Annotated in this window: 15 protein-coding genes and 4 pseudogenes; 2 read left to right on the top strand and 17 right to left on the bottom strand. The window is 41.4% G+C overall.

Annotated features, from left to right (window positions below; all coding sequences use genetic code 11):
* Window positions 1-12 precede the first annotated feature (12 nt).
* The 6 genes from BN3282_RS01470 to BN3282_RS15170 form a co-directional block, all read right to left on the bottom strand.
* Complete coding sequence (locus BN3282_RS01470; RefSeq protein WP_059066379.1) at window positions 13-2,562, bottom strand: ABC transporter permease; 2,550 nt, start codon at window positions 2,560-2,562, stop codon at window positions 13-15.
* A gap of 15 nt (window positions 2,563-2,577) precedes the next feature.
* On the bottom strand, window positions 2,578-3,258 hold the full coding sequence (locus BN3282_RS01465; protein ID WP_059066378.1) for an ABC transporter ATP-binding protein: 681 nt from the start codon (window positions 3,256-3,258) through the stop codon (window positions 2,578-2,580).
* A gap of 419 nt (window positions 3,259-3,677) precedes the next feature.
* A complete protein-coding gene (locus BN3282_RS01460) occupies window positions 3,678-4,574 on the bottom strand; it encodes a sensor histidine kinase (RefSeq protein ID WP_059066377.1) in 897 nt (298 codons plus the stop codon).
* Window positions 4,571-5,254, bottom strand: coding sequence for a response regulator transcription factor (locus BN3282_RS01455; RefSeq protein ID WP_059066852.1), 684 nt, complete (start codon window positions 5,252-5,254; stop codon window positions 4,571-4,573). The genes BN3282_RS01460 and BN3282_RS01455 overlap by 4 nt, the downstream gene beginning before the upstream one ends.
* 131 nt (window positions 5,255-5,385) lie before the next feature.
* Window positions 5,386-7,314 carry a nuclease-related domain-containing protein gene (locus BN3282_RS01450; protein ID WP_205408508.1) on the bottom strand — a complete coding sequence of 643 codons (1,929 nt, stop codon included), beginning with the start codon at window positions 7,312-7,314 and terminating at the stop codon, window positions 5,386-5,388.
* Between the two features lie 26 nt (window positions 7,315-7,340).
* Complete coding sequence (locus tag BN3282_RS15170; RefSeq protein ID WP_205408507.1) at window positions 7,341-7,490, bottom strand: hypothetical protein; 150 nt, start codon at window positions 7,488-7,490, stop codon at window positions 7,341-7,343.
* Between the two features lie 282 nt (window positions 7,491-7,772).
* Here BN3282_RS15170 and BN3282_RS01445 point away from each other — a divergent pair, with 282 nt between their 5' ends.
* Window positions 7,773-9,521, top strand: coding sequence for an IS1634 family transposase (locus BN3282_RS01445; protein WP_059066375.1), 1,749 nt, complete (start codon window positions 7,773-7,775; stop codon window positions 9,519-9,521).
* A gap of 490 nt (window positions 9,522-10,011) precedes the next feature.
* On the opposite strand, the pseudogene rhuM reads toward BN3282_RS01445, so the two are convergent.
* From rhuM to BN3282_RS15165, 8 genes and pseudogenes are all read right to left on the bottom strand, one after another.
* Window positions 10,012-10,785, bottom strand: a pseudogene (gene rhuM, locus BN3282_RS01440) (RhuM family protein); the annotation flags it as partial.
* A 236-nt stretch (window positions 10,786-11,021) separates the two neighbouring features.
* Entirely contained in the window at window positions 11,022-12,059 is a 1,038-nt protein-coding gene (locus BN3282_RS01435) for a DUF2971 domain-containing protein (protein ID WP_059066374.1), read from the bottom strand.
* 38 nt (window positions 12,060-12,097) lie between these two features.
* Entirely contained in the window at window positions 12,098-12,271 is a 174-nt protein-coding gene (locus BN3282_RS14965) for a hypothetical protein (RefSeq protein ID WP_162858200.1), read from the bottom strand.
* A gap of 50 nt (window positions 12,272-12,321) precedes the next feature.
* Window positions 12,322-13,365, bottom strand: coding sequence for a virulence RhuM family protein (locus BN3282_RS01430; protein WP_059066373.1), 1,044 nt, complete (start codon window positions 13,363-13,365; stop codon window positions 12,322-12,324).
* Between the two features lie 81 nt (window positions 13,366-13,446).
* Window positions 13,447-14,457, bottom strand: a complete 1,011-nt coding sequence (locus BN3282_RS01425) for a DUF3658 domain-containing protein (protein ID WP_082667421.1) — start codon at window positions 14,455-14,457, stop codon at window positions 13,447-13,449.
* Between the two features lie 20 nt (window positions 14,458-14,477).
* Window positions 14,478-14,690 (bottom strand): helix-turn-helix domain-containing protein, encoded by a 213-nt coding sequence (locus BN3282_RS01420; RefSeq protein WP_059066371.1) that lies wholly within the window; start codon window positions 14,688-14,690, stop codon window positions 14,478-14,480.
* A gap of 157 nt (window positions 14,691-14,847) precedes the next feature.
* Window positions 14,848-15,423: pseudogene (locus tag BN3282_RS14510) on the bottom strand (zinc ribbon domain-containing protein); the annotation flags it as partial.
* Window positions 15,424-15,501: 78 nt separating this feature from the next.
* Window positions 15,502-15,927: pseudogene (locus BN3282_RS15165) on the bottom strand (ParA family protein); the annotation flags it as partial.
* 171 nt (window positions 15,928-16,098) lie between these two features.
* Between BN3282_RS15165 and BN3282_RS01410 the strand changes: the two are divergent.
* Window positions 16,099-17,473, top strand: a pseudogene (locus BN3282_RS01410) (transposase).
* Window positions 17,474-17,798: 325 nt separating this feature from the next.
* Here the strand turns inward: BN3282_RS01410 and BN3282_RS01405 are convergent.
* The 3 genes from BN3282_RS01405 to rlmD form a co-directional block, all read right to left on the bottom strand.
* Window positions 17,799-18,134 carry a hypothetical protein gene (locus BN3282_RS01405; RefSeq protein WP_059066369.1) on the bottom strand — a complete coding sequence of 112 codons (336 nt, stop codon included), beginning with the start codon at window positions 18,132-18,134 and terminating at the stop codon, window positions 17,799-17,801.
* A 9-nt stretch (window positions 18,135-18,143) separates the two neighbouring features.
* Window positions 18,144-18,320, bottom strand: coding sequence for a hypothetical protein (locus BN3282_RS14960; protein WP_009320322.1), 177 nt, complete (start codon window positions 18,318-18,320; stop codon window positions 18,144-18,146).
* 115 nt (window positions 18,321-18,435) lie between these two features.
* A complete protein-coding gene (gene rlmD / locus BN3282_RS01400; protein ID WP_059066368.1) occupies window positions 18,436-20,193 on the bottom strand; it encodes a 23S rRNA (uracil(1939)-C(5))-methyltransferase RlmD in 1,758 nt (585 codons plus the stop codon).
* Window positions 20,194-20,213 lie beyond the last annotated feature (20 nt).

Genomic DNA, 20,213 nt, shown 5'->3' with positions numbered 1-20,213 from the left:
GTTTGCCTGCGCCTATTCTTTGCGGATTCTGTCAACAATACTTTCTCGGCTCATCTTTTTAAACTGAACCTTGGGTATCACATAGGCAATCCCCATTAAGATCGGGAGCATAAGAATGCATGGCGTTATTGTAAGACGCATCCGGAAGAAAAATGCCGCACCGAGTGTATTTGCTAAGATCTTCTCTGCTCCAAACACGACCAACACGATCGCCATTACAAATGCTCCTCCCAAATATATCCCCCCTTCCGCTATCAGCATTTTGGCGATCTGTTTTTTCGTCATTCCCACGACTTCCAAAAGTGCCAGCTCTTTTTTCCTGCTTATAACAGAAGTCGCCGTTGTATTAAAGAAATTCATAATCCCGATAAACGCTAAGATCGCTACAAGGAAGCCGCCAATCATATAATATTTGCTGACAAACCGCTGAAAACTCTCCTTCATATCCAATATCGAAAAAACATGGAGCATATCATTTTCTTTCAAAACATTTTCGTCGATGTATGCTTTTATCTGCTTATCCGCCCCTTTCTTTGCGTCGATGGCAGCATACATAGCCGCTTCATTTCCTGTTCGGGCGATATACTCCGCTTCCGGAACCAATACCGTAATATAGATGAGATCAGCGTATGGATAATCCAATGAATATGGCATCAAAGCTTCACCGATGACTTCATACTCCTTACTCTGGCCATTAGCGTACTCCATTTCAAAAACATCCCCAGCCTGATAATAAGAAATCGGATGTTCCGCATATTTATCCCCATAATCTACGATCACGCAGTCACCATTCTTGAAGGCATCCCAAGAGCACTTTTCCCCTCTCCATTCCAATTTGTCAAACACCGCCTCACTGATTCCAAGAAAATGTACGTTTACTGTATTAGAAACTTTTGCCTCCTCCCAGATCTGCTTTTCATAATCGGTCCAATTTTCTTCATACTTATCTGCGAATGTTTCCCAAGTTTTCAGAAGTTCCGGTTCCATCGTATGTGTTTCTTCGGAGTAATACACATATCCTGTTTTCTCACTTCCGGGGCATTTATACAAAATCTCTTTAATCTCCGGCGTGATACCATGAAAATTCGTATTAGATAAACTGCCGGTCATCTGATCCAGCTGAAAGTCGGATGCCAAGAATACTTTTCTGTAAGAATCAAAGTCATACCCTTGTACCAACATGACAATGCCGTTTACAACTGTCATAGAAAGAGCAATGGAAAGCATGACGATAAAGCCCTTTTTCCAGTTTCTGCACACATTTTGGACTGCCATTCCCCACCAGGATACAGAAGTATTCTTTTTTATTTTTCGCTGCGTCTGCTCTCCTTCCGCCAAATGCAGAGCTTCAACAGGGGAGACTCTTTCCACCATTTTGCACGCCTGCAGACTGGAGAGATACACCGTCAAAAGTGTCAGGATCGCCGCGGCAAGAAAGAGCAATGGATTGGCTGCTATCACTGTCTGGGACGTCTTTTCTGCCTCTGCACTGATCGCGGCATCTGCTGTCAGCGACGGAGCCATACAGACGCCTGTAATATACCCACAAAACAATCCGATCGGGATCCCGACTGCCGACAGCCGCCACGCCTGCATGCGGACAATTCTCTTCAGCTGTTTTCCCGTTGTCCCTACATTCTTCAGCAATCCATAGGCACGAATGTCTGTTTTCACAGAAATATTAAAGATATTATAAATGATCAGATAACCCGCCAGTATCACGAGCAAAATCATTACGATAAGTGAAGAAAACGAAAAGGAATCCTCCTCCAAAAGATTATATGCCGGATTCACTTCCATTCCTGTCCCCGCTTTCGTAAACCCAGCTGCCTTAGACAGACTTTCTGTCTTTTTTTCTATATTCCAAAGGTTCTTGTACCAGACACAATATTCCTTACCGCCGTTGTAGATACCGTTTTCCAATTCTTTTTGCGTCACAGGATAGCGTTCTTTTTGTGCATAAGCTTCTGATACCCAGATAATCTGTCCTAAAACCGCCTTATCCCCTTGCCAGAAACCACATACCCTGAAGGTATCTGTCTGGTATTTCTTAAGCGTAGGATTCACTTCCCAAGTGATCGTTACTTCTTCACCGATCTTTGGTGCAACACCGAGCGCTTCCAATATAATACTGCTGAGAGCAATTTCATTCTCTTCTTTCGGCAGTCTCCCTGTAGTTGGCAGGCAATTAAAGCTTTCTGCCGTATTTTTGTCCGCATATCTGACTTCTGCCGAAAAGCCAAAACACTCATCCACCCCTGCGCCCAGGAAAATACCCGTTCCATATCTCTCTACCTGTTCACTCTGTTCTATTGTCTGCTGCAGCCGCTTTGCTTCTTCTTCTGATAAATTCTGTGCATTGGCATGCGCCGAATTCATAAACTGCTTGATCTCCGTTGCTCTTCTGGAAAGAATCATGGATGCACTTCCCATAAAAAGACTTGTAAATAAAAGTGAAGTCAGCATAATTGCAATGACCGCAATGATATTTCTGGCTCGATTTATTTTCATGAAACGCTTTGTCAGCAGCCGCAGCGTCTCTTCATTCTCTACTTTTACCATATGATCGCCCTCCTGCTATATCAATCCGCTGTCGGAAACGATTTTTCCGTCTTCGATCTGTAAAATCCGATCTGCCATCTGGGCAATCTCCTCGTTATGGGTGATCATCACGATCGTCTGGTGAAACTGCCGGCTAGTTACTTTCAGAAGTCCTAATACATCCTGACTGGTTCTGGAATCCAGATTTCCGGTCGGCTCATCTGCCAGCAAAATAGCAGGTTTTGCCGCCAGTGCCCTTGCAATCGCCACTCTCTGCTGCTGTCCGCCGGATAAAGCGCCTGGAAGATTTTCCAATTTCGACTGAATTCCCAGTATATCGATGATTTCATCCACATAGTTTTTTGCAATCTTTTTCCCATCCAGTTTCACAGAAAGAATAATGTTCTCCCACACATTCAGCATCGGAACCAAGTTATACTGTTGAAAGACAAAACCGATATTCCTTCGCCGGAAAATGGTAAGTTCTTCATCTGTCATATGACTTAGCTCCTGTCCATCGACGATCACCCGCCCGGATGTCGGAATATCCAATCCGCCAATGATATGAAGCAGCGTAGACTTTCCGCTCCCCGATGTTCCAACAATCGCTGCGAATTCTCCCTTTTCTATTTCCAAATCCACGCCATCAAGAGCTCGAACTTCCGTTTCTCCCTGTCCGTATATTTTTTGTAGATTTACTGCTTTTACTATATACATGTCTTCCTCCCTGTTTAATAAAAATGCGCAGTCCCAACAAACTTTTATGACATAAAAACAACGTTTCCTATGAAATAAAAAGCCTGTATTGCGTTTTACAATACAGACTATAACATAACAATGTCTCCAACTAGTTTCCAAAATATCACAATACTGATACCTTGTCGTGCGCAGCACGCCCGCCTGTAAGGCATGTATTACGGGATGCCCGGATGGGTATACCTTGCCGTGCACAGCACGTCCGCCTGTAAGGCATGTATTACGGGATGCCCGGATGGGTATACCTTGCCGTGCGCAGCACGTCCGCCTGTAAGGCATGTATTACGGGATGCCCGGATGGGTATACCTTGCCGTGCGCAGCACGTCCGCCTGTAAGGCATGTATTACGGGATGCCCGGATGGGTATACCTTAACGTTCTTTATACAGGAAGGAATACAGAAAATGTGGATCCCCTCCCTATCTCTGATTTTACTTTCACATACCCCTTTTGGTTTTGAATGATCTCTCTTGCGAGGAACAGACCGATTCCTACTCCCGGCTGTTCCGCCACTGACAAACTCCGGTAAAACCGTCCGAATATCTTTGGTATCTCTTCCTTTTCTATCCCTATGCCATTGTCAGTCACATCAATCCTGACAAAGAAAGAATATTGCTCCACTTTAATCTGAACCATACCGTTATTTGGCGTATATTTAATCGCATTGTCCACAATGTTTCCCAATGCCTCTGCCGTCCATTTCAGATCACAGACAACATGCAAATCTGTGTCACATATTTTCAACCCAATATTCTTTTCCCTTGCTTTTGCTGCAAACTCCCGCCAAATTAGCTCCAATAACTGTTTCGTACTCACTGCTTTTGGATGTACTGCTATAATCCCGCTTTCCATTCGCGATAATTTCACCAGTGATCGTATCAGAAAATCTAATTTTTCAGTCTGCTCTAAAATGGTAGAGATTTCCTCTTGCTTTTCTCCATTTGACTCTGAGAGCATTTCCCCATAGATTTTCAAATTTGAAATAGGTGTCAGTGTCTGGTGGGCAATATCGGAAATGAGTCTCTGTATAATTTCTTTTTGTTCTTCCTGATTTTCCCTCTCCAAAAGATGTGTATCTAAATATTGTTTCATGCTGTTTTCAAGAACGGAATATTTTTCTTCGGATATTTCTGTACATTCCAATTCTCCATCTATGGCATGATCCAGCATTTGTTGTAATCGATCCAAAAGCCTTTTTTCTCTCTGATAGAAAACACTGTACCAAAAGATTCCTATTAGGACAAACATTCCGACAATACATAAAATTTCTTCGGTCATCCTTTCACCGCCCATGTATAACCAATTCCGTAGACCGTCTTGATATATGCAGGCATTTGCGCGTCCTCTTCCAATTTATCTCTGAGCCGTTTTACCGCAACTGTCAAGGCATGATCATCCACATACTCTGTATCTCCCTGCCACACTGTATCGATCAGATATTCTCGTTTCAAGATCTTTCCTCTGTTTTCACACAGCACTCGCAGCAACTTTTGTTCTGTCTTGCTAAGCTCGATCGGCTCTCCATCTTTAAAAAACTCCATTTTATCAAAATGAAATTCAAATGCATCCAACACTATACGATCTTGACTTATTATTTCTTTATTTCTCAGCTGTACAGCCACTCGCGCGCGCAGTACCATCAAGCTAAACGGCTTCGTAATATAGTCATTTGCTCCGGCTTCCAATCCTGTTACGATATCCACTTCCATGTTGTTTACAGTAAGCAGGATGATCGGCACTTGACTGTTTTTCCGTATTTCTCTCACAAAGTCGATCCCGTTTCCATCCGGCAGGTTCACATCTAATAAAATCAATGTCACACTATCCTTATTTAGAATCTGTCTCGCCTCCTGCAAGGTTCTGCACTGATAAAATATATACGAATCATTCTTTAAGGCGAGACGTATTCCCTCATTTAATTTTTTGTCATCTTCAACGATTAGTAACCTTTCTTCCATGATCTGCTCTACTTCCTTTTTTAGCATTACAACTAGCTCAATAGTATTTTAACCCTCCGTCCGGACTTTGCCGGCAATTTAGGAAAAGCTTAAGATTCAGGCTGAGAATCTTGGGCTTTTACAATCATAGATTATTTCTTATTATTGTTATTGCCGTCCTGATAATAGATATTGTGGGTCTCGCCTTTCATATAGGCATCAAAGCTAAAGTAGCGCTCCTCCGGACTCATCTCATCATCATACGCAGCCTGTGCCCGACGACTTTCCTCTATGCGCTGCGCCGCTTCATGATCTCGCTGGATGGCTTCCTGCCTCCGCTCTTCTTCAGCTTTCTGTTCCATTGCGATTTCTGTTACAGATTTTTGATATTCCCTCTCATCATCGGCAAGCGAAATACTCTCCTCAGCTACCTGATAATCGGGCAGAGATACGCCCAGATTCATCTTATAATTGATAGCAGTCATAATGTCAATATAGTCTTGCAGATACGGGTACAACTCCTGGGTGCGCTGTGCCAGCTCCAGATGAATCGGAACCAGTTTGGTCATCCAGTTTTCTATCTTGTACTTCTTTGCCGGCAGGCTCTCTGCCTGAAGAATCTCTGCAATTTCAGCAATCTGCTGTTCATTTAAGCAGATTGGATGCTTTCGGATCTCTGTCATGATTTCAGAATCTCGGATAATCACATTATCGGAGTAGTTTCTGATTCCAACCACAGCGTTGGCGAATACGATTAAAGATTTAGCGGAAATCCAGTGTTCTGACGAATTGTTTAACTTGGTGTTAATGACCCGCTCAATGCCTATAAGATGTCTTTCATTCTGTCTGCTGATAGAATCCGGCATCTGCTTCCAGCGCCCATTTTTCATTACCTTTTTCCAAAGACCATCTTTTTCTACGGTAATATTATAGGATCCTGTAGAGCCAAGATTCTTCACTTCCAGCGCGAACACACCGTGCTGACAAATCACGATGAAATCACTTTCCAAGCTCATTCCGTCTGGTTCCATGCGCACATTGGCAAGAACACGCATTTTGTCCGCACCTGCAAGCTTAGCAAAATCGTTGAGAGTCTCTGCAACTTCCCTCTCGCCATCTGCGCCGATTAAGGTACGCTTTAAGTCAGCGTTAAAACCTTTCAACTCTTCTTCATAGATTTGATTTAATCTCTCGACCGTTTTAAATGCCGGCGACTGCAGAACCGGCAAGGCTGCTGCTCTCAGATTCGGAAATTCCAGCCAGTACTTTTCCTCATACATGTATTCTCCGACGAAAATCTTTTCACCCAGAGCCGCAACAGCGTTTACATTAAATTTTAGCTGCGGCATATCGGCAAGCAGGCTACGAAGGATTTTAAGGTAAGCTTCCCGCTTATCGTTGTTCACGTACAAAGTTTCTTCTCGACTTAAAAGCAACTGACGCAAATGGATTCCGGCTTTCTGTTCTGCCTTACAGACAGACTCATCGAAAACAGAGGAAACAAGAAAATCTCCGTACAATTTTTCTCTGTTGACTTCTTTTTCTTCTGGAATCTGTGCCGCCGGATACTGAAGTTCCCTGTCGAAAGCCTTGACAAAAGCAATTCTGTCATTTCGTCTTCTTCGCTCAATATCCCAGACTGCGCTCATACCGCCTGCATAATATTCCGGAGATTTCGCTTTCATAAAACAGCCGTTCTCCCCGATAGCATCATTTAAATGCGCTATATGCAGATGGTATTCGATTTCCATCATCTGATGCAGCTTCTGGGTCAGCTTGTCCTCTTTTTCCTCTCTGACTTGCACTTGTTTTTTCTGCGTCTTCCTCTTTTTACGCTTTACCGTGTTGCCGATGAGCGCAATAACAACGGCTATGACGGCTATGACGGCAATCTTCGGCGCGATCGGATCATAAAACCACAGATAGGCATCGTAGATACCAAGCGCCCATACAATCAAAATGGAAGAAAGAATGTATCTGATCGGATTTCTGTAATTGCATACATATACGATTCCCACGAATGCCAGCGCCAACATAGTTCCGTCCAAAAGTCTAAGAACTTCATCAGCAAAATTCCGCACCGGAAAGAAAGAAATTACGGCTACAATCAGTGCCGCGATGTACGGCACCCCCCCCAATAATTTTTTGCACTCCGCTCTTCTTCCCAATTTCTCTTTCTGATAGACTCCAGAGACTGCGGGTCACCTTTGTCCAGATTGTCTTTTAAAAAAATAATATCTTCTGCAATTTTGTTCATCGTTTTTCTCTCCTTTTGCCACTATTATGATAAAGATATTATACTATAGGCGGAAAGGGAATACAAATTATATGTGGTAAGAAAAGAGGCGACGCTTATGGAGGAATTGGCTACAATATTGAAAGCCTTTCAATCGTTTTCAAATTCACGGGGGTTTGACAGTTGAATAAAGAAAAAAACCTTACAATGCCTATAAAAAGGCACTTTTTTTGTCAAATTTTTTAAATTTATTAGTGCTTGTTTGTGCTAGTTGTGATATAATAAAAAGAAAAGAGGTTTTTTATGTACGTAAATATCACAGGTAGTGCAAACAACAAAGATGTATATATTTATCAGTCCTTCCGCAAAGAGAATGGAAAAACTTCCTCCCATATCTATAAAAAATTGGGAAAGATGAACGATCTCCTCGCACAATTCGACAATGATAAGGATAAGATGATGGCGTGGGCCAGAAACGAGGCAAAGAAAGAAACCGAACTTTATAATCTGAAAAATGGAAAAGTATCAGTGGACTTTTCACAAGGAGCTCGCATCCTAAAAAATGAACAGCGCCTTTTTAATACCGGATATCTCTTTCTCCAGTCTCTGGTTACAGAGCTCCGGCTGGATAAGATCTGTCGGTCGATCAAAAGTCGTCACAAGTATCAGTATGACCTGCTCGCTGTTTTTACGGATCTGATCTATGCACGCATTCTCCATCCTTCCAGTAAACGTGAAAGCTATGAGTACTGCAAAACTCTGCTGGAACCACCAAAGTATCATTTGCAGGATGTTTACCGCGCCCTTTCTGTTATTGCAGAAGAATCCGATTTTATACAAAGTGAGTTATACCGGAATTCCAACTTTGTCCATCCCCGGAACAAAAAAATCCTGTACTATGACTGCACAAACTTCTATTTCGAGATCGAGCAGGAAGATGAACTACGCAAATACGGCAAAAGCAAAGAACACCGACCAAATCCGATTGTCACCATGGGATTATTTATGGATGCGGATGGAATTCCTCTGTCTTTCGATATTTTTCCCGGAAACCAGAATGAGCAGACCACTTTAAAACCGTTAGAGCAAAAGATCATCCGGGATTTCAACTGCAGCGAATTTATTTTCTGTTCAGACAGTGGATTGGGTTCTCACAACAACCGCCGCTTCAACAGTTTCAACCACAGGGCTTATGTAATCACACATTCCCTGAAAAAAATGAAGGCGGAAGAGCGAAAAGAAGCGATGAATCCCACACAGTTCCGCAAGATAGGAGCACAGAAGTTCATCGACCTTCGTACACTGGATGAAACAGATGAAGAAATCTATAACTCCGTTTACTATAAGGAATATCCCCTTATAACAGGAGATATGGATGAGACACTGATTGTTACCTATTCTCCGAAATATGCTGCTTACCAGAGAAAGCTCCGGGAATGTCAGATTGAACGAGCACAAAAGATCTTGGATTCACCAGGAAAAAAGAGAAAAGGAACAAACCAAAATGACCCTATGCGGTTTGTAAAACGTACGACTGTTACCAAAGATGGAGAGATTGCTGAAAAAACAGTGTATGGACTTGATCAGGAACAGATAGAAAAAGAAGCAATGTATGATGGGTTCTACGCAGTAGTGACGAATCTGGAAGGAGACGTGGGTGATATCATCCGGATTAATCAGCAGCGTTGGGAAATAGAGGAAAACTTCCGGATCATGAAAGATGAACTCGGCTCCCGTCCCGCATTTGTCCGCCGAGAAGATCGGATCAAAGCCCATTTCATGACTTGCTATATCAGCCTGATTATTTATCGGCTCTTAGAGAAAAAGATTGGGAACAGATTCACTTGTGACCAGATCATCCAAACTCTGCGGGCCATGAATATGACCTTTTTAAGTGCTGCCAGTAGTTATATTCCTTCGTATACTCGCACGGAACTTACAGATGCTCTGCATCAGAGTTTTGGATTCCGTACGGATTACGAGATCATTACGAAAGCCTCTATGCGAACAATCATTAAAAATACAAAAATTTTAAAAAGACCTGAAATATAGCACATATCGATGCAAGACAAGAAACGGCTACACCTCCCATATTTACTGGGTTTGTAGCCGTTTTTTTCTCTTCTAACTGTCAAAGACGGGATTATACTATAGGCGGAAAGGGAATACAAATTATATGTGGTAAGAAAAGAGGCGACGCTTATGGAGGAATTGGCTACAATATTGAAAGCCTTTCAATCGTTTTCAAATTCAGAAGCCGTCCCCTATTTTTATCCGTTTATATTGGAAACGGGTATTTACCTTTGATAGCTGAACAATAATGTTATCATAAGCAAGTCTGTTTTTTTGATTTGATTCAGATTGTTGTACTTGCTCATATCATTGAGATTGCTTGCAAGTAGCGTATCCTGCGTATGGCAGACAAAAATATAAGAGAGCTACCTATCTTTAAGAGTCCCTATCCAACCCACCACGTTCGTAATATCCGCATTGGGGTCTGTGAGAATCATATTGGGCATAAGCCTTTGCAGTTCTTCCCAGGCTCCCCCAAATCCAATATCCATCCCAGCCACATGAGTTGTATCTTTAGCTCTTCATCGTTGAGATAATTTTTTGCAATACTGATATCTTTCAATACAGGAAAATCACCAGAAAAACTTTTTAATCCCATAAAAGGCTGACTGGCGTCCGCACGCTCGTATATAACTTCTGCTGCCGTGTGCCCATGTGCTGCATAGTGTAATTTATTTTGTACCATTTTAAAAAACGCAATGGATTCACTACTCTTTGGGTCATAATCAACACTTGTTGCATACAGGTCAAGTACCTGTCGGTACATCACTTTTTCAGATGAACGAATATCCCGAATACGGTCTAATAACTCTTTCCAGTAATTACCGCCACCCAGATTTTTCAATCGTTCATCATCCATTGTAAAGCCTTTTATCATGTACTCTTTTAATCGTTCAGTAGCCCATCGACGGAAATTTGTGGCAATTTTAGATTTTACTCTATATCCAAGAGAAATAATCATATCAAGATTATAATGGATTGTGTTATAGTTTTTCCCATCAGCCGCAGTTGTTCGGAATTTCCGAACAACTGCGGCTTCCTCTAACTCACCTTCTTCAAAGATATGTTTAATATGCTCACTGATATTAGATTTACTGGTTTGGTAAAGCTCACATAATTGTGCCTGTGTAAGCCAAACAGTCTCATCTTGAAATTTAACATCAATTTTCGTCTGCCCATCTTCAGTTTGATAGATGAGGATTTCGTTCTCTACCATATGTAAGTTGTCTCCGAATCTCTCCATTTTTTCACCATCCTACCATTCCAAACCATTTATTGATATTTTCTCAAAATTTCATTTCATATTACGATTTAATAACATTTACTTTCTCTTTTAAGGTTTCAGAAAACAGTTCATATTTCATGTCTCACTTACTTAAAAGCACAACAAAAATGCCTATGAAGTATCTCTCGTTCCTTTTTATTAAGAATTACGACTTCATATACTGTCATAAAATCTTTAACTGCTGCATTTTCCCTCTAACTGTATTTCCTAACAGGAATATTAGAATGAACAATATGTATATCTTCCATTTGATTCATCCACAATAATTCTTTAATTCCTAATTCAAATATATCACTCTCTTCTTTAATGTAAGGATTCGTGACAATTCGTTTTACACTACTTTTCCTAAATTTGTAATCTACATAGGGTATCAATATATTACCACGTTTAAATTGCCCTTTTTCTACAATATCACCGAGACATTCCTTTTGTAACAGTAATTCTTCTGGAATCCTTAATACAATTCTATATTCATTTTCACATTCAAAATACTCATTTTTGAAAAAGCAGCTCATATTATTTACCGCCTCTTTAAAGACAAATAATATATAACCTTGGTATTTTTTAATATCATCCTTTGCTTTATTATATACTTCTTGCAATCTATTAAGTAATTCGATTATACATTTTTTCTTATCTTTGTTTTTATAGATAACAAGTCCTCTATGAATTGCAATACTATTTTCTAATTCATCACTGCTGTTTACTTCTGAACTATTGCTACCAGCAAATATATTCCATGAGTGATTGAATACTATGTTTACTCCTTCCCTAGATTGGGCATAATAATTCCACATACTAAGTGCATCAATATCTGTTGAAAAGGAACATGTATATGTTCTGTATGTTTTTATTTCATATTGATGAGTGATATTTGAATGCCCTATATAAGATTGTTGATATTCTTTTAATTCTTTCATCGCATCACTCTCAAGAATCAATTTCTGAAAATCAGCATTATATGAACCATTCATAATCACATTTTCTATCCACAACAAAATTTCTACAAATTCTGTTGAATCATTCAAAAATCGAACATCACTAAACCTTAAACACTCCTTATTTAAAATTGCTTTAAGCGTATCTACCGTACAATAGTGACATATTCCAGTCGCTTTGTTCGCAAAACCATCTGGCGCGTACATTTCTATGGTAGTCTGTTCTTTATACGGAGTATTTAAAAAATTCCTCATCGATATCCCCATACATTCCACAATAATATCACTTAACATACAATTCCCTTTGCTTCAGATTATAATACTTAGTTTCCTCATAGGCTGCTTCTCTCCACCACTGTCAAATCAAGTTCATCCATCTCTAATTCCACATTGATATGCTTCAACCTATTTGATTTAAGTTTTGAAAGCAACACGACACTTTCCACATGGCTCGTCTGGATACGCTGGATTTCTTTGATATTTTTCCGATTACGGGAATATATCATCAGCCTTTTTCACAGTTTTGCCGTTTGTGGGAATATGTCTGCAAAATTGTCTACTTCTTCGCTTTTTCTTCTAACTCAAGCAGATACTTGTCATAGTCTGACATAAACAATCTGTCTTGAATAATACGATATTTCTCAAACTCCGTTTCAGCGTGGAGTTTGGCAATTTCAGCAGAAACCTTTCCGGCATCCTGCAAAATGCCATAATCAAACATTTCAATAAAGCTGTTGAGTCTCTTTTCCCAATCCTCCATGGTAAGAGGAATACGTCTTAAAGTCATGTTTTCAGCAAAATCCAAATACGCTGTTACCATACGGTTCAATTGATGCAATTCATTTTCACTCAGATAATTTTTTGCAATCGTTACATCACTTTTCTTAATCTTGCCATCCGGAGCATCCGCCCAGGTAGTAAGTCCCATATGTTCCTTTTGGTGGTCGGCTCGCTCTACAATCAATTCAGCAGCCGTGTGACCGTGAACTGCAAAATGCATTTTGTTCTGGACGGTTGCATAGAACCTTTTCGTTGTTGCAGAGGTTTTGTCATAATCTATGGCAGTGGCATAAATATCTGTGATTTTCTGATAGAACTTCCTTTCGCTCGCACGGATTTCTCGGATGCGTTCTAACTGTTCATCAAAATACTTGTCAGTAAGATAAGTACCTCGTTTCAGACGCTCATCATCAATAACCCAGCCTTTGATGGTGTAGTCCTTTACGATACCGTTTGCCCACTTACGGAATTGTACGGCACGTTCATTGTTTACCTTAAAACCGACAGCAATAATCATCTGCAGGTTATAATGGTTCACTTCTCGCTGAACCTGGCGAGAACCCTCGGTTTGAACTATCCGAAATTTTCGGATAGTTGCCGATTCTTCTAACTCGCTATCTGAATACACCTTTTTGATGTGGTCACTAATTGTACGCACATCAACATCATAAAGCGTAGCCATCATTTTCTGTGTCAGCCATATATTTTCATCTTCGTAGCGCATTTCAATGCTATCTTCCTGTTCTCCGACAGAAGCAACATAGATAAGATACTCTGCTGCACTTGAACGAATGCTTATTTCATTTTTCTTTTTTGCCAACGCAACCACCTCCGGTTATTTTGATTGTGTCACCAGTGGTGACACTTTTATATAGAATCACGAACGAGAACTGAAAGTTGCCTATCTATTTATCTTCTTCAATACGCGATGATAAATAGGTGCATTTATTGCAGGAGTTGTGATTGGAATCAGAAGCCCGTCTTTGATGAATTCTTCTATGCGTAAGGCAATCCACCCATCTCCTATTCCTAATTGGTATTTTCCAAGAACCCGTCCAACAAGAACTCCTTCCTTAAATTCATCCTCCATAGTATTCAACTCACGGAGAATAAAAGTATCGTACAGAATTTCCGGTACGCTGACCAATTTTCCATTTATAACAGCTCGAAGGATAGAATTTTCCTGCTGAAGCTCTTTCCAATGGTTTGCCAAACTACGAAGATAATTGGTTGGCAGTTTCTTTCCCTGCAATGCCATTCGTCCTAAATGATAGGGTTCAACCTCGCCCCATCCGTTATACTGAACAATGCAGCCGTCAGTCCTTTCTTCCCACGATGGAAGTTCTACAAGGGTCACATCTAACTTTTCAAACCCGATAGGTCGTAACTGCTCCATAAGCCAATACAGACTGCACACATCATCTGGTTCTCGTCCTACCCACACACGAATAGACTCTCCGTTTTGAACCTGTTCCAATAGTGTGGCATAACTCTTACGAGATGTGTCGAGTAGTTCGGCTACAACGTCAGCAGCCATACTGGGGTGGATACTCATCAGCAGAGATAATGCAGACTCTCGCTCCAAACCAATTCCTATCTCTGAAATATTGCCTACCGACAAAGCCAACGGAAAATTGATAATGTTCTTACGGTTACCTTCAAACGGAACGGCATTCGCCCAGCCGGAACGCTCTCGTTCTTCTGCTTGACGCTGAAACTGTTCGATTTCTTCTTGCGATACCGTACCATCATTGTTAGAGATAATTACACCGGTAGCGCCGCCCAAATATCCCTTATGTCCAATCGCAACCGCCATAGTTCCTGCGGCACTATCACTAAATACTACTTCTAACATAACTTCGTTCACCTCTTGGCAAAAATCAAATTTTTCTCTTTTTAACAGTCCAATCATCAAGACCAGAATTTCACGTTTTACACTTCACGCTTCACATAGGTCAACTCAATATCGTACCCAAGAGCCTCCATCATTTTAATGAAAGTGTTGTTAACCACACTATCCTGCTTTTTGATGATACGATTCACATATGATTTGGTGGTCTGGATATCTTCCGCTATCTGTGCTTGAGTGGTACCGTTCTCTATGCACTTTACTTTTACATCTAACTCAATATTGTTTTTTACCATACCGTCCACCTCTCCGCAACTTGTTTCACATTTCAGATAACTTATTATATCGCAAAATTCTCAGAATTACAATACATCCGCAAAAACTGCCTATGAACTTTTTGTAACAGAAAACACTCTGCATTTCTGCAAGGTGCCAACTGTAGGGAATATTCCTTTATCTTCTTATGTCCAGGCTTGTGCCGGATTTAAACTCCACCGTGACTTTTTCTTCGTAGACCGTAATTTTCTCAATCAGTCTGCGAACCAACTGCTCATCGTATTCGGTGATGTCCTGTGTCTGCTCCGCAAGGAACTGCTGCATTTCGCTGATTCGCTGCTTCACACCTTCACGCTCGGCGTTGTCCACCAGGGCATTCTGCCTTGCTTCACGAAGTCGGTAAATCTCATCTGCGATGCTGTCGTAATTACCCTTGGTATTTGCCACCTTGAGCAGTTCCTTTTGCAGTTCTTCCAAACGGCTGTCAATCTCACCAAGTGGAATGCCATCTGCTCCGGTAAGAACCGCTTCCACATTTTTCTGCAAGGCTTCGTTCATGGTATCCTTTCTGGCAAGCACCCTATTAATGGCTCTTATCACAAGGCTTTGAAGTTCGGATTCGTGAATGGCATCGGCATCGCAGGCTCCGGGACCGTTCTCCATTCTTGTGCAGCAACGCCACACAACCGATTTGTCGCCCCTGTTGTTCCAGACCACTCTTCGGTAAATCTCCCCACACTTGGAGCAGTACACGATACTGGAAAGTGCATACTTGCTACTGTAAACACGCTTTTTTCGATTCTGCCCACTGTGGAGATTGGCGCGTCTTATCATTGTCAGCATCCCCAAGCTCGGCATACAATCAATAAGCACATAGTCGTAATTCTTTTTGACTTCGTTAATACAGGTCGTCAGAACACGCTCACGGCTGATCGCATTGATAAGTCTTACTTCCAGACCTGATAACTCAATATTTGAGGGTAACAGATCAACACCCTCGCTGTGATGCAGGATACCTTTCTGAACATCAAAGGGTTTATCGTCGATGATGTCCTGCATAATCGTCGCAAGGGATATGGGCAAATCGTCTGGTCGTGGATAGCCAAGCGACATTGTAAGATTCGCCTGTGCGTCTGCATCCACAAGCAGGACTTTCTTCCCCTGATTTGATAGACACACGCCCAGATTGACGGCTGTGGTGGTCTTACCCACACCGCCTTTCTGATTGGTCAGAGCAATCACTTTGCAATTTGACATATAGCGTCCTCCTTTCGCTTTTATTTAGCCTATAGGCGTTTGCGAAACGCCACAAGCCGCATAAATACGGCATTTTAACTTTTATAAAACAAAACATCTCCTCAACGGATTGTGGTAAAATAGAGTTGCCTAGAAACTATAAACCAACCACCCGAAAGGAGATGTACCTATATGATAACATATAAGCAGCTCACTTTGGCAGAAGTTTTTGAAAATTGCCAAAATAAATTCGATAATGACAAATATCAGTTTCTTTCTCTACTTGACCAAACCATTAATCTTGATGAAATTGTTCCTGTTTCTTTTGTTACTCATTTTCACGCTTCTACAGGAAGACCTCGCAAGCATCAGCTTTATCCTATAATCAAGGCTCTCCTTATTCAGCGCATTTTCTCAATCCCGACCGATACTCTTCTGATCATATTTTTAAAATATTCTCAGGAACTACGGGATTTTTGTGGCTTCCGTGTTGTTCCTGATGCCTCAAAATTCACCCGTTTTAAACAGGACTTTCTTATGGACTTACAATCGATGTTTGATCACTTAGTTGATATCACTGAACCGATCTGCCAACGTATTGATTCTAACCTTGCTTCCATGAGCATCTTTGATACTTCTGGAATTGAGGCATGGGTGACAGAAAATAATCCGAAATACGCGAACCGTATCATAAAACAGTTAAAGGCCTTTGCAAAGGCTCACAACTTTGATCCTTACAAAGCTGCTTACGGCTCAATGCCCACACACGCTGCTGCTAACCCGGCTATCCAACAGATGTATATCAACGGACATTTCTGCTATGCCTATAAGTTTGGTATTGTCACGAATGGTCTTGGTATTGTTCGCGATATTACCTTCTACAATAAAGATTTCCTAAATGCTCATCCTGATATCATTGTTGAAAAGAAATCCGATTCGCCAGATGAAGATAAATCACTTGCGGACTCTAAGGCGCTGCTCCCTGTTTTGATTGATTTCTTTCAGAAGCATCCTTTGATCAACCCTAAAACTTTTCTAGGCGATGCCGCTTTTGATACCATTGAAATCTACAAAGCCCTTTTGGATGATCTTGGCTTTGAAAAAGCATTGATTCCACTCCGGACAAAACTATCAATGGAAGAACATGGCTACACCTTCAACGAAAATGGTGTTCCTTGCTGTCCGCATGATTCCACACTTCCAATGAAACGGGAAGGGAGTAAATCTCATCTGAGAAGCAAACTTCCCAGCATGAAGTTTGTATGCCCTAAAATGAAATGGGAATACAACCGCGAAACCAAAACGAAACGCCGTGTCTGCCACTGTGAGAACCCCTGTACCACATCTTCCTGTGGAAGAATGATTTACATTTACCCCGAAAAGAATCTGCGTGCCTATCCCGGTGTGGAACGTGGTTCCGTAGAATGGGATGAGACCTACAAAATCCGTGTAAACGTTGAAAAATCAATCAACCATTTTAAAGACAGTTTCTGTATTGCCGGTCGTAAAACCCAAAATGAGAAAACACTACATGCAGATTTGTTGCTTGCAGGAATTTCTCAGTTAATAACTGTCATGGTTGCTGATAAAATTCACCAGCATCAATATATACGAAGTTTAAAACCACTCATAGCATAGGACTTACCAACTTCATAAGCCCATGAGGTTTATTTGTTGTGCCAAGAAATGAACGATTTTCACTTCCTATCTCAAGAATCCTGCATGACAGGATCCTTTGCCTGTTTTTAATCAGGATTGCGGACTTGTTTCGCAATTACCTATTATTTAGCCGCTTTGTCAAAGACGGCTATGTACTTCGCTCTAAATGTTGCGGTGAACGCAAAAAAGCCGACTGGCTGTCACACCAATCGGCTATGTATCTATTTCTATATTCAATTTTTAATTAAGGATAAGGCTTTCTGTATCTGCTCCATATCCCACCTGTCGGGGAAAATGACCGCCATGATACGGAACGCATCATATAAGCCTGCCAAATAGGAATAATCAGAGTATTCCAAGCTCTGCCTATCTCTATAATCTAAAAAAACATCACAGACCTTTCTCTGTTCCATTGTCAAATCAAGATTTTCATAGTTTCGTTCCGCCTTATCCCTTTCGTCGCTTTCTTTTTGATAATCCTCGCTGTGTATGAGCATTTTATAAACGGTATCTTCTTTTAATTTCTCCGCTGCAATTTTCACAAGCTCGGCAAAATCTTTGTCATACATCACAACCTCCTACACCAATACTTTTAGTTTCTTCACAGGGGCGTTTATGACTTTGACAATCAGCTCGTCAACACAGTCTGTATATCTGCCTTGCTGAATAAGTTGATTTTTCAATTCCACAAGGCTATGTAAAAGAATTGTTCTTTCCTCACTATCCAGATATGCGTGGTATTTTGTTTCTCTCATTGTCAGCACCTCCGTTCTTGATTTCATTATATAGAAAAACGGTCAGGGTACTCAAATGTGTAATAGGAGTATAAAAATAAGCGTACCACTATTTCTAATGATACGCTTATGACTATTAAATCACCTCAAAATGCTTCAAAGCGTCCTTTATCGCTTCCACTTTCTCTGCCGTCGGATGTTTCCTCGGCTGTTTCAGTTCTTCCACCGCATTTGGGGCATCATACATCGGCAAGCCTAAATCCCTTTTTACCTCCGCAATATATGCGGTATGTACCTTGAAGCCATATTTCGCTTCTATGTACTCCTTTATCATTTTGTAGGTAACTCTCTCTTTTGGCTTATACGCTTCTGCTCTTTTAGCAATATTATCAAGCGGTACTTTGCCCTCGCCCTCACCAAACTCGACTTTTACATTGATTACACTGTCAGGTTTTTTGTGGGAAAGCATTACAACCGTCTCCACATGCACTGTATGTGGAAACATGTCCACAGCCCGTCCTTTTCTCAGTTCATATCCATTCTCGCACAGATACTTCAGATCTCTGGCTAATGTAGCAGAATCACAGCTCACATACACGATTTTCTCCGGCTGCATCTTAACAATCGTCTCCAGCAGCACTGTGTCGCAGCCCTTTCTGGGAGGATCTACCACGATGACATCTGCGCTTGCTTTTTCTCCCGGATGTTCCTTTTCATACTGCATATAGTATGCAGGAAGTACTTCTTCTGCCTTTCCCACATAAAACTGCGCATTTTCTATACCATTGCGCTCTGCATTTTTTCTTGCGTCTTCAATTGCCTGTGGAATGATCTCTACACCATAGACCTGTTTCGCCTTTTGTGCCAAGAAAAGGGAAATGGTCCCAATCCCACAGTATAGATCCCACACCGTCTCTGTACCAGTCAGTGTTGCATATGCAAGAGCCAATCCATACAATTTTTCTGTCTGTACCGGGTTGACCTGATAAAAAGAAAGCGGCGAGATCGCAAATTTAATATTGCCTATATAATCTGTAATATGATCTTGTCCCCAGAGTACCTCATACGTATCTCCCATGATCACATTGGTTCTTCTTGTATTTGGGCTGATCGTAATACTTGTCATGTTCTTTATCGTACTTAACCGTTCTATTAAAGCACCTGCATGAGGCAGGCTGCTGCCATTTATCACGAGACAGACCATCAGTTCTTCTGTTTTAAATCCATACCGGATCAATACGTGGCGGATCAGTCCCCGCCCCGTCTTTTCATCATAGGACGCTATTTTATACTTCTTCATGAAAGAAAGGAGTATTTCTAAGATAACCTGATTCTGCGGAACCCCAAGTGCACAGTCTGTATTAGAGATGATATCATGGGTTCTCCCGGCATAGAACCCTGTGATCGGATTCCCCTCCCTATCCGTACCAAACGGAAACTGCGCTTTATTCCGGTATCCAAACGCCAAACCGGGAGCCTTTCCGCTCTCTCCTTTTTCCCCTGCATTGGCATCTGCCGGCGGTTCCATCCCCACAATGGGTTCCATCACTTGATCGAGCATGTCTTTTGCAAAACCGCCTATCCGCTCCAAATTCCCCTTTACCTTCCGTTCCTTATAGACCAGCTGACTCTTATAATTCATCTCCTGGATCTGACATCCACCGCATTTTCTGGCAAATGTACAGTATGGCGGAATCCTGTCCGCAGACGGAGTCAAGATCTTAAGAAGCCTGGCATAGCCATAGGACTTCTTTGCTTTCATGATCTTCGCCTCCACCTCGTCGCCGATAATTGTGTCCTTAATAAATAAGGTATAGCCATTTACTCTGCCTATACCTTCTCCATTCATTCCAATATCTTCAATTGTGACTCTCACAATTTCATTTTTCTGCATATTTCTTTTCTCCAAAAATA

It is taken from the genome of Mediterraneibacter massiliensis, assembly GCF_001487105.1.
GTDB classification, from domain to species: domain Bacteria; phylum Bacillota; class Clostridia; order Lachnospirales; family Lachnospiraceae; genus Mediterraneibacter; species Mediterraneibacter massiliensis.
This window is presented reverse-complemented; position numbering and strand designations above follow the sequence as displayed.